The organism is Halomonas elongata DSM 2581 (genome assembly GCF_000196875.2).
GTDB classification, from domain to species: domain Bacteria; phylum Pseudomonadota; class Gammaproteobacteria; order Pseudomonadales; family Halomonadaceae; genus Halomonas; species Halomonas elongata.
Window position 1 is genome coordinate 440375 of the sequence record NC_014532.2, and the last position, 14608, is coordinate 454982.

Sequence of the window (14608 nt, forward strand, 5' to 3'; positions counted from 1 at the left end):
CGGATGTGAAGAGCGATGGTGCCCACGACAGGGGCTTGCCTCGAATATGGCATCATGACCCCCGAGGGCATGCGACACCAAGTGCCAAGACAGCAAGAAGGGAGAATGCAGTGATGGACGATGAACTGGCCAGGCGTCTGCTCGGCGTGCTGGAGCGTGTGGAGCCCTGGCTGCCGCCGACGCCGGTGGAGGTCGACTGGAACCGCGATGTGGCGGCCCTCTGGCAGCGGCACATGCTGGGCGGCCACCTGACCCCGGTACCGCCCCGGGATGCGCTGCGCCTGGACGATCTGCTGGGTATCGAACGCCAGAAGCAGGCCCTGGTCGACAATACCCGAGCCTTCCTGCGGGGTTATCCTGCCAACCATGCCCTGCTGTGGGGCGCTCGGGGTGGCGGCAAGTCGTCGCTGGTGCGGGCGCTGCTCAATGATCTGGCCGGGGAAGGGCTGCGGCTGGTGCAGGTGGATCGTCATGACCTGGCCGGACTGCCGGTGCTGGTCGAACGGCTGCGTCGCGAACCCCACCGCTTCGTGGTCTATTGCGACGATCTGTCCTTCGAGGGGCATGACGACGCCTACAAGGCCCTGAAGAGCGTGCTCGACGGTACCCTGACCGGGCCGCCCGAGAATGTCCTGCTGTATGCCACTTCGAACCGGCGCCACCTGCTGCCGGAGTCGATGAGCGACAATGACGACTCCCGGCTGGTGGGCGAGGAACTGCATCACGGCGATGCCGTGGAAGAGAAGATCTCGCTGTCGGACCGCTTCGGGCTCTGGCTGGGCTTCCGGCCCTTCGACCAGGCGACCTATCTGGAAGCCTGCGCCCACTGGGTGAACTGGCTGGGCGACGACGGTGACTGGAACGATGAGGCCCGCGGCGAGGCGATTCGCTATGCGACCCTGCGTGGAGGGCGCAGCGGTCGGGTGGCGTGGCAGTTCGCCTGCCAGTGGGTCGGGCGTTTGCGCCTCGAGGCGTGAGGCGTCGAGAGCCGCTGGCCGGAACGCAAGGCGCCGCCCGAGTGGGCGGCGCTTGTCGCTGCGAGCCAGGGCTGGCAGCGCGTCGGGTGTGAGACGACGTCGGAGCGCTCAGCGCCGGTCGCGTCGCGCCGAGCGGGTGCGATCGAGTTCGCGCTTCTTGGCCTTCTCGCGGTCGTTGGCCCCTGCCATGTTGTCGTAGGGGTTCTTGCCCGAGCGGAACTCGAAGCGCATCGGCGTACCGCGTACCTTGAGCACCTTGCGGAAGGTGTTGGTCAGGTAGCGCTTGTAGGCCTCGGGCAACGAGTCCGTCTGGTTGCCGTGAACCACGATGATCGGCGGATTGGTGCCGCCCTGGTGGGCCATGCGCAGCTTGATGCGGCGACCGTGGATCATCGGTGGCTGATGCTGCTCCACGGCATCCCGGAGGATGTTGGTGAGCCGGTTGGTCGACCAGTGGCTGTTGGCCGATTCGAAGGCGCGCTCGATCGAGGGATAGAGATCGCCCACCGCGGTGCCGTGCAGCGCCGAGATGAAGTGCAGCTCGGCGTAGTCGGCGAATCCCAGGCGTCGCTTGATCTCGGCGCGCATCTTCTCCTTGGCTTCGTGCTCCAGGCCGTCCCACTTGTTGACCGCCAGCACCAGGGCGCGGCCGCTGGTCAGCACATAGTCGAGCAGGTGCAGGTCCTGTTCGACCAGGCCGCTTCGGGCATCCAGCACCATGACGGCGACGTGGCACTCCTTGATGGCCTCCAGCGTCTTGATGATGGAGAACTTCTCGGCCACTTCGCGGACATTCTTGCGGCGCCGCACGCCGGCGGTGTCGACCAGCACATAGGGCTTGCCGCGACGCTCGAAGGGGATTTCGATGGCGTCGCGGGTGGTTCCCGCCTCGTCGAAGACCACCACGCGATCCTCGCCGAGCAACCGGTTGACCAGGGTCGACTTGCCCACATTGGGGCGACCGATCACCCCGATGTGGATGCCCGAGGCGCCGGTGTCGGCGGGGATGTCCGGGTCGCGCTCGGGGAAGGGGTCGAGCACTTCCTCGATCAGCGAGGTGACGTTGCGGCCATGGGCGGCGGCGATGGAGCGCGGCTCGCCGATGCCGAGCTGCCAGAAGTCGGCCATGGCCGAATGTTCCTCGAGGCCGTCGGTCTTGTTGACGACCAGCCAGGTCTTCTTCTGGTTGACGCGCAGGTGGTTGGCGATGGCTTCGTCGGCGACGTTCAGGCCGCTGCGCCCATCGACCATGAACAGCACGATGTCGGCCTCGTCGATGGCCTGCAGCGACTGCTCGGCCATGGCGGCGTCGATGCCTTCCTCGTCGCCGCTGATGCCGCCGGTGTCGATGACCGTATAGGCCTTGCCGCCGAGCATGCCGTTGCCGTACTTGCGATCCCGGGTCAGGCCGGGGAAGTCGGCCACCAGCGCATCGCGCGAGCGGGTCAGGCGGTTGAACAGGGTCGATTTGCCCACATTGGGGCGCCCGACCAGGGCGATCACGGGATTCATGGTTTGAGTTCCAGAGCCTCCAGGCTACCGTCGTCGGCCAGCGCATAGACGCGTTTGCCATCGGTGAGCGGGGGCACGCTGAGCCCGGAACCATCGACCTTGGTGCGGCCGACCAGGGTGCCGTTCCGGGCATCGATGACGTGCAGGTAACCGGCGAAGTCGCCGACCACCAAGCGCCCATCGGCGAAGGCGGGAGCTGTCAGCTTGCGGCCCTCGAGATCGTCGAGGCGCCAGAGTTCGTCGCCGCTGCTGGCCGACAGGGCGAGCAGGTGGCTGTCGGCGTCGACGACGTAGAGGGTCTCGCCGATCAGGATTGGCGTCTGGTAGCTGGCGATGTCCCGCGACCAGAGTTCCTGGCCGCTGGTGGCCTGGAGGGCGACCAGGCGGCCACTGTAACTGGTGACATAGAGGCGCCCGTCGCGGGTCAACACCGGCTGGCCGGCCAGGTCGACCAGGCGCTCGATGTCGCTGCGCCCCTCGGGCGTGGCGATGCGTTGCTCCCACAGGGGCCGGCCACTGCCGTTCTCGAGGGTCACCAGACGGCCATTGGCCAGGCCGGCGAAGGTGACCGCGTCGATGACCCGCGGCGTACCGGTCGTGCGCAGGGTCAGCGAGGGGCGTGATGCCGTATGGACCCAGCGCTCCGCGCCGCTGGTGCGGTCCAGGGCGGTGACGTTGCCGTCGATGGTCTGCACCACCACCAGCTGGCTGTTGATCTGGGGGGCGGAGAGGACTTCGCTGCTGACGCGCGAACGCCAGACTTCCTTGCCGCTGGACTGGTCCAGGGAAATGACTTCGCCGTTACGGGTGCCGAGATAGACGTGGCCGGCCATGGCGGTCAGACCGCTGGAAACGCCATTGTCGATCTTCTGCTCCCAGCGGATCTCTCCGCTGTTGGCGTTCAGCGCCATCACCAGGCCGTGCTGGTCGGCGGCGAACAGGGTATCGCCGTCCTGGGCGGGCGAGAGAAGGTAGCCGCCCAGTCCGAGACCGTCGCCGACCTGCTCGTCCCAGAGGGTGTTCACGGATGTGCTGCGGGAGATGTCCTGCAGTTCGCGAGGCGGATTCTGCGAATCCACCTGGCCGGCGCAGCCCGCCAGCAGTCCCAGTGCCGCGATTGCGGTGATCGCCAGGGTCGATTTCATGACGTGGTCTCCTGAACGCCCAGGTTGTCGAGCTTGAGTTGTACGCCGTAGAGCGGGCGCTCGCCGTTTTCGGCCAGCCGCAGGGCTTCGCGCCAGGCGTCGCGCGCCTGGTCGGTCTGTTCCAGGGCGAAGTGGGCATCGCCGCGGATGTCCGCCTGCTGAGCGGCCAGGGGAGCGGGAATCGCGCCGTCGAGGGTCTTCAGGGCCGCTTCGGCCTCATCGGCGGCGACCTGCAGGCGCGCCAGCCGGAGGCGAGCCAGGCCGCTGAGATAGTCATGTTCGCTATTGGCGATCAAGGCTTCCAGGGTCTCGCGCGCCGCGGCCTGGTCGCCGCCTTCCACCGACAGGCGTGCCGAAAGCAGCTGGGCCATGTCGGCATAGAGGGTTCCGCCGTGCTCCTCGACGAGGGTGGTGGCCACTTCCTCGGCACGCTCACGGGCCGCGTCGTCCAACTGTTCCTGGCTGCTCAGGGTCAGCAATTGCTGGTAACGCTGGGAGGCGGCCTCGGCCTGGCCGGCCTGGTAATCCTGCCAGGTCTTCCAGCCGAAGACGCCGGCGGCGGCGATCGCCGCGCCGATCAGCAGTGAAACGCCGTTTTCCTTCCACCAGCGCTTGATGGCTTCCAGCTGTTCTTCTTCGGTTCTCAGTTCCGCCACGGGCGGCCTCCTTGTTCGATATAGGGTCCGTCAGGCTTCCGACAAGAGGTCGGCGAGGGCCGGGGCGAGCTCGCTGCGTGAGAGACGGCGTTGCTCGCGCTCCTCGCGCAGGAACTTGAGAGTGACGGCGTTCTCGGCGAGTTCCTCCTCGCCGAGCAATAGCGCCAGGCGAGCGCCGCTCTTGTCGGCCTTGCGGATGCGGCTCTTGAAGCCGCCGCCGCCGCAGTGGAGCTGCAGGCGCAGTGCCGGCAGGTCGTCGCGCAGCCGTTCGGCCAGTTCCAGGGCCGCGGCTTCGGCGGCCTCGCCCATTGGCAAGAGGTAGACATCCAGGGTGTCGTGGACGGCGTCGGGCACCAGCTCGAGCGTCTCGAGCAGCAGGATCAGCCGCTCGATGCCCATGGCGAAGCCGACCGCCGGCACCGGCTTGCCGCCGAGCTGCTCGACCAGGCCGTCGTAGCGTCCCCCGGCGCACACCGTGCCCTGGCTGCCCAGCGCTTCGGTGGTCCATTCGAAGACGGTCCGCGAGTAATAGTCCAGCCCGCGCACCAGGCGCGGGTTGATCACGTACTCGATACCGGCGGCGTCGAGGATGGCGGTGAGGCGCTCGAAGTGCTCCCGGGACTCGGCATCCAGGTGGTCCATCAGACGCGGGGCATCGGCCAGCATGTCCGCCATGGCCGGATTCTTGGAATCGAGGATGCGCAGCGGGTTGGTGGACAGGCGGCGGCGAGAGTCCTCGTCGAGCACATCGAGATGCGCCTCGAAGTAGCTCACCAGCTTGTCGCGGTAAGCGGCGCGGGCCTCCGGCGACCCCAGGGAGTTGAGCTCCAGGGTGACGTGCTCGAACAGGCCGAGCTGTTTCCACAGACGCGCCGACAGCAGGATCACTTCGGCGTCGATGTCCGGCCCTTCCAGGCCGAAGGTTTCCACGCCGACCTGATGGAACTGGCGATAGCGGCCCTTCTGGGGACGCTCGTGGCGGAACATCGGCCCCTGATACCAGAGACGCTGGGTCTGGTTGTGCAGCAGGCCATTTTCCATGGCGGCGCGCACACAGCTTGCCGTGCCCTCGGGTCGCAGGGTCAGGCTGTCGCCGTTGCGGTCCTCGAAGGTATACATCTCCTTTTCGACGATATCGGTGACTTCGCCGATGGAGCGCTTGAACAGCGCGGTCTGCTCGAGGATGGGGGTACGGATCTCGTCATATCCGTAGCGCCCCATCAGCGTGCGAACCTGTTGCTCGAAATACTGCCACAGGGGCGCTTGCGCCGGCAGCAGGTCGTTCATGCCTCGAATGGCCTGGATCTTCTTGCTCAATGATGACTCCTTCACGTGCCGGGATCAGGCGTCCCGGGCGATCACGTCCTGTTCGGCCTGCTGCTTCTCGCGGACCTTGTCACGAATCAGTCGTTCGAGATCGTCGACCAGGTGGTCGTTGCGCAACTTGCTGGCCGGCTTGCCGTCGATATAGACGAGGTTGGCGGGGCTGCCGCCGGTCAGGCCGATGTCGCTCTCCTTGGCCTCGCCCGGGCCGTTGACCACGCAGCCGATGACCGAGACATCGAGCGGCGTGAGCACGTCTTCCAGACGCTCCTCGAGGGCGTTCATGGTGCCGATGACATCGAAGTTCTGTCGCGAGCAGCTCGGGCAGGCGATGAAATTGATGCCCTTGGAGCGCAGGCTCAGGCTCTTGAGCATGTCGAAGCCGACCTTGATCTCCTCGACCGGGTCGGCGGCCAGCGAGACGCGAATGGTGTCGCCGATGCCGTCCATCAGCAACATGCCAAGCCCGATGGAGGACTTGACGGTGCCCGAACGCAGGCCGCCGGCTTCGGTGATGCCAAGATGCAGCGGCTGCTCGATGCGCGAGGCGAGCTCCCGGTAGGCGGCGACGGCCATGAACACATCGGAGGCCTTGACGCTGACCTTGAAGTCGGGGAAGTCGAGGCGGTCTAGGTGGTCGATGTGGCGCATGGCGGATTCGACCAGCGCTGCCGGGGTCGGTTCGCCGTACTTCTTCTGCAGGTCCTTTTCCAGCGAACCGGCGTTGACGCCGATGCGGATCGGGATGCCGTTGTCACGGGCGGCGCTGACCACTGCGGCGACACGGTCCTCGCGGCCGATGTTGCCCGGGTTGATGCGCAGGCAATCGACACCGAGCTCGGCGACGCGCAGGGCGATGCGGTAGTCGAAGTGGATATCGGCGACCAGGGGGACATTTGCGGCGCGCTTGATGCGGCCGAAGGCCTCGGCGGCGTCCATGGTCGGCACCGAGACGCGCACGATGTCGGCACCGGCGTTCTCCAGTTGCTGGATCTGCGCGACGGTAGCATCCACATCGAGCGTGTCGGTGTTGGTCATGCTCTGCACGGAGATGGGGGCGCCGCCTCCGACCGGGACGTCGCCGACATGAATGCGGCGAGATTGACGTCGTTGGATGGGCGATGGTGCGTGCATGAGACTCACTCTCCCAGGGTGAAGCGAGCGACATTGTTGGCACCGGCGTGCTCGCGCAGGTCGACGGTTTCACCGCCCCAGCGGAGCTCGACGCCGGTCGCGTTGCCCACGGTCAGGCGAAAGGGCGGATCCCCCTCGACCCGTGCCGTGGTGCCGGGTTCCTGCAGACCGACGAAGACGCGCTGGTTGTTGGCGTCGAAGATCTCGGTCCAGGACTGTTCGTTGAAGGTCAGGTTCAGCACCCGAGGATCGGCCTGTGTTGCCTGGTTGGCCTCGGCGACGTCCGCTTCGTCGGTGTTGGCGGAGGCGTCGTCGCCGTCTACCGATGCCGTTGCGTCTTCCGCCGTCGAGGCGTCTTCCGTCGCTTCCGGCGTCTCGGCGACCGATGCCTCGTCGGTCGTCGGCAGCAGCTCCGGCTCGCCGTCCGTCGGGGCTTCGGCATCGCCGGTTGCGTTCACTGCTCCGGCGGTTTCGCCGCTCTCCTCGGGGGCCGAGGTGCCATCGGGCGCGGGGGTGGCATCTTCGGCGACGGCGGCGCTGCCATCGAGGCCGTCGACCGCAACCGGGGCGTTGTCGCCGGGCGCGGGCGGCTGGCTACCGCCACGGCTTTGCCACCACATCAGCGTCAGGCCGATCAGGCCGGCGATGACGACCAGGGTGGCGAGGCGGAACAGCCAGGCGCCGAGCCGTGAGGGCGGCTTGCTGACGACGTGCACGGGGGTGACCTTGTGCTCGTCGTCCTGGCCGAAGTGCGCCTTGTAGGCCGCCAGCACTCGATTCTCGTCGAGGCCGAGCAGGTTGGCGTAGCTACGCAGGTAACCGCGCCGATAGGTGGCGATCGGTATTTCCTCGTAACTGTCGCGCTCCAGGCCATCGATCACGGCCGGGCGCAGGTTGAGGGCCGCGGCGACCTCCTCGCGCGATAGTTCCAGGGCATCCCGCTCCCGACGCAACAGCTCGCCAGGCGAGGCCTGGGGCGTGACTGCGTCGGGTTCCTGGAGGGGTGTGTCGCTCATGGCGTGGCATCCTTCATTGGAAAACTGGGCTCAGGGCGTGCCGCGCGAGGTTGCCGGCCGATCATGGTCGTCACGGGCGCGGGCGATGACCTCGGCCAGGCGAGCCGATAGCGCATCCTGGCCTGCCTGGCGCCGATAACGTTCCAGGTGCCGTTCGGCGCTGGCGAGTCGCCCTTGCGCGACATCGAGCTCGGCGAGGTGCAGATGACTGCCGGGCCGACCGGGATCGATGCGCAAGGCGCGTTCGAAGCTGGCTCGCGCCGCCGCTTCGTTGCCGGTCGCGCGTTGGCAACGTCCCAGGTTGACGAGCAATTGAGCCCGGTTGGTGTAGTGAGTGTCCTCGCTCGCGCGTTGCAACTGCTGGCACGCCTCTCGAATACGTCCCTGATCATACAGGAAGGCGGCGTAGTTGTTGCGTGCCCGGGTAAGATCGGGAGCATCACGCAGCGCCGCACGGAAGTTCTCTTCGGCCAGGGCGTCGTCGCCGCGGCGGTGATGCACCATGGCCATGGCCTGTCGCGCTTCGGCGTCATCGGGGGCCAGCTTCAGGGCGTGGTCGAGGGCCTCCGAAGCACGCGAAAGGTCGTCACGCGCCAGGTAGGCCACGCCGAGTCGCGTGTAGGCCTCGGCAGGGTCGGCGTCCGGCGGCGGCTGGTCGGCACGCATGGCGCAGCCACCCAGCCAGACAGCGCCGGCCAGAAGAGCCGCGATGCGGTACTGTCGGTAGCCGTCGAGACTCGGGCGACCCGTCATGGCATCCTCGATTGGGGCGTCGTGGCGGCACGACACCTGGCCGATGGTGAAAAAGGCTTGACCATCAAAGCGTCGTGCCCGATTGAAGTCAAGACGTGACCCGGCTCAGTCGGCGTCGAGCTGGATCGACTGGATGTAGCGCTCGTGGCGTCGTGTGCGGTCCTTGACGCGGCCCACCAGCTGGCCGCAGGCGGCGTCGATGTCGTCGCCGCGGGTGGAGCGGATCGGCGCCGTGTAACCGAGATCGGCGAGCCATTGCTGGAAGCGCTTCACCTGGTTGCGCGATGGTGTCTCGTATCCCGAGTGGGGGAACGGATTGAACGGAATCAGGTTGATCTTGCTGGGCAGCTCCTGCAGCAGCTCGGCGAGCTGGCGGGCATGCTCCTGCTGATCGTTGACGTCCTTGATCAGGGTGTACTCGATGGTGACCATGCGGGTGTCGTCGCACTTGGCCAGGTAACGCTGGCAGGCATCGAGCAGGGTACGAATGTTGTACTTGCGGTTGAGCGGCACCAGTTCGCTGCGCAGCTCGTCATTGGCGGCATGCAGCGAGATGGCCAGGCTCACGTCGAGCTCGTCGCCGAGGCGGTCGAGCATCGGCACCACGCCGGATGTGGAAAGGGTGACGCGGCGCTTGGAGAGGCTGTAGCCGTTGTCGTCGAGCATCAGCTTCATCGCCGGGACGACATTGTCGTAATTCAGCAGCGGCTCGCCCATGCCCATCATCACCACATTGGTGACGGGACGGTTGGCCGTGTCGTGGCGCGGCCCGAAGCTGTTGCTGGCGACCCACACCTGGCCGATGATCTCGGCGGCGGTGAGGTTGCGCTGGAAGCCCTGCTTGCCCGTGGAGCAGAAACTGCAATCCAGCGAGCAGCCGACCTGGGACGAGACGCACAGCGTGCGGCGCTTGCCGTTGTCGGCCGGGATCAGCACCGTTTCGACGTAGCTGCCATCCTCCACTTCCAGTACCCACTTGCGGGTGCCGTCGCTGGAGGTGCCTTCGTAGACCACACTGGGCCCGCGTATCTCGGCGACCTCGGAGAGCTGCGCCCGCAAGGCCTTGGACAGGTTGGTCATGGACGCGAAGTCGCTGCAGCCTTCCTGGTGAATCCATTTCATCACCTGGGCGGCGCGAAACTTCTTCTCGCCGATGGAAAGGAAGAAAGCCTCCATTTCCTCGCGCGTCATGCCGAGCAGGTTGGGGCGTTGTGGGGCGGTATCAGCGGTCATGGCGGGCATCGTGGGTCGTTGGGGCAAGGTGCGGGGGCCGTGTGGCCCCCGCTCGGCAGGAAACCTGCCACCAGGGAACTACTGATTGATATCGCGAACGGCGATGAATCAGCGTTTCCTCAGCGCGAGCAGATCTCGCTTTCCTCGAAGAAGTAGGCGATTTCGCGCGCCGCGGACTCCGGAGAGTCGGAGCCATGGACGGCGTTGGCGTCGATGGACTGAGCATAGTCGGCGCGAATGGTGCCGGCCTCGGCTTCCTTGGGGTTGGTGGCGCCCATCAGGTCGCGGTTGGCGGCGATGGCGTTCTCGCCTTCGAGCACCTGGACCACGACCGGACCGGAGGTCATGAAGCCGACCAGGTCACCGAAGAAAGGACGCTCCTTGTGCTCGGCGTAGAAGCCTTCGGCCTGCTCCTGGGAGAGCTGCAGCATCTTGGCGGCGACGATCTTCAGACCGGCCTTCTCGAAACGGCTTTCGATCTCGCCGATGACGTTCTTGGCGACGGCGTCGGGCTTGATGATGGACAGGGTACGTTCAGTGGCCATGTGGCGTGCTCTCCAGTCTGAGTATAGGGCAGTGATAACCCAGCGCCGCCCCGGGAAACCAGGGCGGCGCTGGGCATGTGATTCGTGCGGCTCGGCGCCTCGCGCCGAATGGGCGCAGAGTATACCGCCCCTGGACGGCATTGAACAATTGAAGGCGTTCCGTGGGCCTCAGACGCTGAAGCTTTCGCCGCAGCCGCACTCGTCCTTGACGTTGGGGTTGTTGAAGCGGAAGAAGCGGTTGAGCCCTTCCGAGACGTAGTCGACCTCGCTGCCGTCGAGCATTTCCAGGGCATCCGGTGCGACGAAGACCTTGACGCCGTGTTCCTCGAAGGCCACGTCGTCGTTCGATGCCTCATCGGCGAAGTCGAGGACGTAGCTGTAGCCCGAGCAGCCGCTGGGCTTGACGGTGACCCGCAGACCCAGGCCGTGTCCGCGCTCGTCGAGCACGCGATTGATCTGCTCGGCTGCGGCGGTGGTGATGGAAAGGTTAGCCATGGTGGCCTCCTTAACGCTTGGCGGTTTATTCGGCCCTTTCCTGGAAGGGGCTACAAATGTTGCGAGTGCGGGTCGGACAAGGCGAAATCAGCCGCGAAAGCGGCGTTTACAAGTGCGTAAATGGGCATTGAGAGACTGATTTCAACATAGCATGACCTGGCGCAGCCATCCGTAGGCGTCCTCCTAGCGGCGTAGCCCGGTCAGGGCATGCCTCAGGGTGTCGATGGTGCGGTCGATGTCGTCCTCGGTGGTGAAACGGCCGAGACTGAAACGCAACGAGGCCAGCGCCAGCGGTCGGGGAACGCCGATCTCCTTCAATACATAGGATGGCTCGACGCTGGCAGAGTTGCATGCCGAGCCGGTGGACACGGCGATATTGCGCAGTGCCATCAGCAGCGACTCGCCGTCGACCCCGGTGAAGGCCAGGTTGAGAATGTTGGGCACCGAGACTTCGCCGGTGCCGTTGAGCTGGATGCCGTCGAGGTCGTCGAGCCCGGCTAGCAGGCGGTCGCGGAGTGCCTGGATGCGTGCCTGGTCGGCCTCGCCCTCGCGCCCGGCGATGGCGAAGGCTTCGCCCATGCCGGCGATCTGATGGGTCGGCAGCGTGCCCGAGCGCATGCCTCGTTCGTGTCCGCCGCCGTGGATCAACGGCTCCACGCGGATGTCCGGATCACGCTTCACGTAGAGTGCACCGATGCCCTTGGGGCCATAGGCCTTGTGGCCGGAGAGCGACATCAGATCGATGCCGCTTTGCTTCACGTCCAGCGGCAGGCGGCCTACCGCCTGGGCGGCATCGACGTGGAAGAGTGCGCCGCCGGCATGGGCCACTTCGGCCAGGTCGGCCAGGTCGTTGATCGTGCCCAGTTCGTTGTTCACCGCCATCAGCGAGACCAGCACGGTGTCGTCGCGCAGGGCAGCGCGTAGTGCCGAGGGGGCGATACGGCCGTCCTCGCCGGGTGTCAGCCAGGACACCTCGAAGCCTTCGCGTTCCAGCGCCAGGGCCGTGTCGATCACCGCCTTGTGCTCGATGGTCGAGGTCACCAGGTGACGGCCCTTCTCGCGATTGGCACGCATGATGCCGGTCAGCGCCAGGTTGTCGGCCTCGGTGGCGCCGCTGGTCCAGACGATTTCGCGGGGATCGGCGCCGATCAGGTCGGCGACCTGGCGCCGTGCGCTCTCGACGGCCTGTTCGGCCTGCCAGCCGGGCATGTGGCTGCGCGAGGCGGGATTGGCGAAGACGCCGTCGAGCGTGAGGTGACGGCTCATGACCTCGGCGACCCTGGGGTCGACGGGAGTGGTGGCGGCGTAATCGAGATAGATGGGTGCGCTCATGGGCTCGGAACGGTGAAAGCGAATCGGAGACGGGCGGGCCGTCGGCTCAGGGCGATGAGGCCGGGATCTGGTTGTCGGCCGCGCGATGTTGCCGCGTGGCGATGGCCCGGAACTCGTCGCGGCGGGCCAGCTGGCCCAGGGTCACGCCGTCGAGAAAACCGTGGATCTGTTCGGACAGCTCGTTCCACAGATGGTGGGTGAGGCAGGTGTCGCCCTGCTGGCAGTCCGACATGCCGCCACAACGGGTGGCATCCACCGACTCGTCCACGGCGTCGATCACCTGTGCCACCGAGATGGCTTCCGGCGACAGGGTCAGCAGGTAGCCGCCGCCGGGGCCCCGCACGCTGTCCACCAGGCCGCGGCGACGCAGTCGGGCGAACAATTGCTCGAGATAGGAAAGCGAGATTTCCTGACGCTTGGCGATATCGGCGAGGCAGATTGGCCCTTCGTCGGCATGCATCGCCAGGTCGAGCATGGCGGTGACGGCATAGCGTCCCTTGGTGGTCAGGCGCATGGGGCATTCACCTCGGCACCGGTACGGACGTCGGTGGTCGTTGATCGGCCCGACGCCCATGCGGGCGTCGGGTGGATGAGCCATTATGGTAAAGACCCAGTGTAACGGTCAACCTTTGCCGTGACGGTCGCTCACCGCGTCTTTCTCGCGGCGCGGCTCGTCGTTTTCCGCATTCTGGGTGGTCGTATCCTCCTCGGGAGGCGGGCAGCAGCTGTCGACGTCCTCGAGAATGTTGGCAAAGTCCTCGTCACGCAGTTCCGGGAGCTGGCCATCGCGGAAGCTGGCGTCGATCTGGTGCAGCGTGGAGCACATGCGTTCGATGCGCTCGTCCACGGCATGCATGTGATCGAGCATCGCCTGCATGGAGCGGGCCACGGGGTCGGGCATGTCCTGGCTGACGCCATAGGCGTCGAAGCCGAACTTGCGGCACATGGCTTCGCGGCGCTCGGGGTCGACCTGCAGGGTCTCTTCCTTGTCGGGGTCACTGCGTTGCACCACCTTGCCGGGAATGCCCACGACGGTGGCGCCGGCCGGTACTTCCTTGGTGATCACGGCGTTGGAGCCGACCTTGGCGCCGGCGCCCACGGTGAAGGGGCCGAGAATCTTGGCGCCGGCACCGACGATCACGCCGTCACCCAGGGTCGGGTGGCGCTTGCCGTGGTTCCAGCTGGTGCCTCCCAGGGTCACGCCCTGATAGAGAGTGACGTCGTCGCCGACACAGGCGGTTTCACCGATCACCACGCCCATGCCGTGGTCGATGAAGAAGCGTCGGCCGATGCTGGCGCCCGGATGGATTTCGATACCGGTCAGCCAGCGCCCCAGGGTCGAGAGGGTGCGAGCCAGCCACTTGAGATTGCGTTGCCAGAGCCAATGGCTGAGGCGGTGGAGCAGCAGCGCATGCAGACCCGGATAATTGGTCAGCACTTCCAGGAAGTTGCGTGCCGCCGGGTCACGGGCGAATACGCTGTTGATGTCCTCGCGCAGACGTTGAAACATGCGGCGATCCTTGGATGGGGGAGCGAGTCGTTGTCTTTCATATTGGGGGCCGCTCGAGCGGGGTTCAAGCAGCGCTTCATTCGTCCTGACGGTGCTCGACCTGGCGTTGAGTGGCGGAGAGTATGCCGCGCAGGATATTGAGCTCCATGCGCTCCGGGTGAGCCCGCAGGGTGAAGCGGCGCAGTCGGGCCATCAACTGACGGGGCATGTCCGGGTCGTGAAAGCCGATGTCGATCAGGGTGCGCTCCAGGTGCGCGAAGTAGTGCTCGAGTTCCTCATGGGACGCGAGGGGGGCGGCGTCCGGCTCTTGCATCTCGGGCGACTCGGCCTGGCAGGCCAGGCGGCACTCGTAGGCCAGCACCTGGACGGCGGCCGCCAGGTTCAGGGAGCTGAAGTCCGGGTTGGTGGGAATGTGCACATGGGCATGACAGCGCTGCATCTCGGTGTTGGTCAGGCCGCTGTCCTCGCGCCCGAAGACCAGGGCGACCCGCCCCTGAGGAGAGGCCAGTTCGGTTGGCAAGCGCTCGCCCAGTTCGCGTGGCGTGACCATCGGCCAGGGGAGGTTGCGCGAGCGGGCGCTGGCACCCACCACCAGGGTGCAGTCGCCGACTGCGTCTTCCAGGTTGTCGACCGTTCTGGCGTTGTGGACCAGGGCGTCGGCGCCGGAGGCGCGCGAGACGGTGTCCGCCGTGATCGGTTCGCAGCGCGGCGCGACCAGCGCCAGGTCCTCGAGCCCCATGTTGTGCATGGCTCGGGCGGTGCCGCCGATGTTGCCGGGGTGGCTGGTGCCGATCAGAACGATGCGAATACGTTCGAGCATGGGAAGACGTCCAATGGGAAGCTGTCGAATATGAGGGAAGCCGCCAGTTTAGCATGTCGCTTCGGGCTTCGGGCCGCGTGGCGAGATCGACGTGTTTCTGCTAGGATTCGCGCCGACTCGTTTCTTACGACCCGTTCTTTAACATCACCGAGACTCC

At 66.3% G+C, this 14608-nt stretch carries 15 protein-coding genes; 1 reads left to right on the forward strand and 14 read right to left on the reverse strand.

Annotated elements, in window-relative coordinates:
- Positions 1 to 113 precede the first annotated feature (113 nt).
- Positions 114 to 977 (forward strand): ATP-binding protein, encoded by an 864-nt coding sequence (locus tag HELO_RS02020; RefSeq protein ID WP_041601851.1) that lies wholly within the window; start codon positions 114 to 116, stop codon positions 975 to 977.
- Positions 978 to 1085: 108 nt separating this feature from the next.
- Here HELO_RS02020 and der read toward each other — a convergent pair whose 3' ends face one another.
- The 14 genes from der to HELO_RS02090 all read right to left on the reverse strand — a co-directional run bounded on the left by der (position 1086) and on the right by HELO_RS02090 (position 14451).
- A complete protein-coding gene (gene der / locus HELO_RS02025) occupies positions 1086 to 2489 on the reverse strand; it encodes a ribosome biogenesis GTPase Der (RefSeq protein ID WP_013331138.1) in 1404 nt (467 codons plus the stop codon).
- A complete protein-coding gene (bamB, locus tag HELO_RS02030) occupies positions 2486 to 3634 on the reverse strand; it encodes an outer membrane protein assembly factor BamB (protein ID WP_013331139.1) in 1149 nt (382 codons plus the stop codon). Before bamB ends, der begins: the two co-directional genes overlap by 4 nt.
- Positions 3631 to 4290 (reverse strand): YfgM family protein, encoded by a 660-nt coding sequence (locus HELO_RS02035; protein WP_013331140.1) that lies wholly within the window; start codon positions 4288 to 4290, stop codon positions 3631 to 3633. Before HELO_RS02035 ends, bamB begins: the two co-directional genes overlap by 4 nt.
- A 30-nt stretch (positions 4291 to 4320) precedes the next feature.
- Positions 4321 to 5607, reverse strand: coding sequence for a histidine--tRNA ligase (gene hisS / locus HELO_RS02040; RefSeq protein ID WP_013331141.1), 1287 nt, complete (start codon positions 5605 to 5607; stop codon positions 4321 to 4323).
- A 24-nt stretch (positions 5608 to 5631) separates the two neighbouring features.
- The gene (gene ispG, locus HELO_RS02045; protein ID WP_013331142.1) at positions 5632 to 6747 is read right to left on the reverse strand and encodes a flavodoxin-dependent (E)-4-hydroxy-3-methylbut-2-enyl-diphosphate synthase; all 1116 of its coding nucleotides are present in this window, start codon (positions 6745 to 6747) and stop codon (positions 5632 to 5634) included.
- 5 nt (positions 6748 to 6752) lie between these two features.
- Positions 6753 to 7763 carry a RodZ domain-containing protein gene (locus HELO_RS02050; protein WP_013331143.1) on the reverse strand — a complete coding sequence of 337 codons (1011 nt, stop codon included), beginning with the start codon at positions 7761 to 7763 and terminating at the stop codon, positions 6753 to 6755.
- A gap of 30 nt (positions 7764 to 7793) precedes the next feature.
- Positions 7794 to 8516 (reverse strand): type IV pilus biogenesis/stability protein PilW, encoded by a 723-nt coding sequence (gene pilW, locus HELO_RS02055; protein ID WP_013331144.1) that lies wholly within the window; start codon positions 8514 to 8516, stop codon positions 7794 to 7796.
- A 105-nt stretch (positions 8517 to 8621) separates the two neighbouring features.
- Positions 8622 to 9749 (reverse strand): 23S rRNA (adenine(2503)-C(2))-methyltransferase RlmN, encoded by a 1128-nt coding sequence (gene rlmN / locus HELO_RS02060; protein ID WP_041601853.1) that lies wholly within the window; start codon positions 9747 to 9749, stop codon positions 8622 to 8624.
- Positions 9750 to 9868: 119 nt separating this feature from the next.
- Positions 9869 to 10294, reverse strand: coding sequence for a nucleoside-diphosphate kinase (gene ndk / locus HELO_RS02065; protein ID WP_013331146.1), 426 nt, complete (start codon positions 10292 to 10294; stop codon positions 9869 to 9871).
- 168 nt (positions 10295 to 10462) lie between these two features.
- On the reverse strand, positions 10463 to 10789 hold the full coding sequence (locus HELO_RS02070) for a HesB/IscA family protein (RefSeq protein ID WP_013331147.1): 327 nt from the start codon (positions 10787 to 10789) through the stop codon (positions 10463 to 10465).
- Positions 10790 to 10972: 183 nt separating this feature from the next.
- Positions 10973 to 12121: an IscS subfamily cysteine desulfurase gene (locus HELO_RS02075; protein ID WP_013331148.1), complete on the reverse strand. Its 1149-nt coding sequence runs from the start codon at positions 12119 to 12121 to the stop codon at positions 10973 to 10975.
- Between the two features lie 46 nt (positions 12122 to 12167).
- Positions 12168 to 12635, reverse strand: coding sequence for an Rrf2 family transcriptional regulator (locus HELO_RS02080; protein ID WP_041601854.1), 468 nt, complete (start codon positions 12633 to 12635; stop codon positions 12168 to 12170).
- 108 nt (positions 12636 to 12743) lie between these two features.
- Positions 12744 to 13631, reverse strand: a complete 888-nt coding sequence (gene cysE / locus HELO_RS02085; protein WP_013331150.1) for a serine O-acetyltransferase — start codon at positions 13629 to 13631, stop codon at positions 12744 to 12746.
- Between the two features lie 76 nt (positions 13632 to 13707).
- Positions 13708 to 14451, reverse strand: a complete 744-nt coding sequence (locus tag HELO_RS02090) for an RNA methyltransferase (protein WP_013331151.1) — start codon at positions 14449 to 14451, stop codon at positions 13708 to 13710.
- Positions 14452 to 14608: the final 157 nt, after the last annotated feature.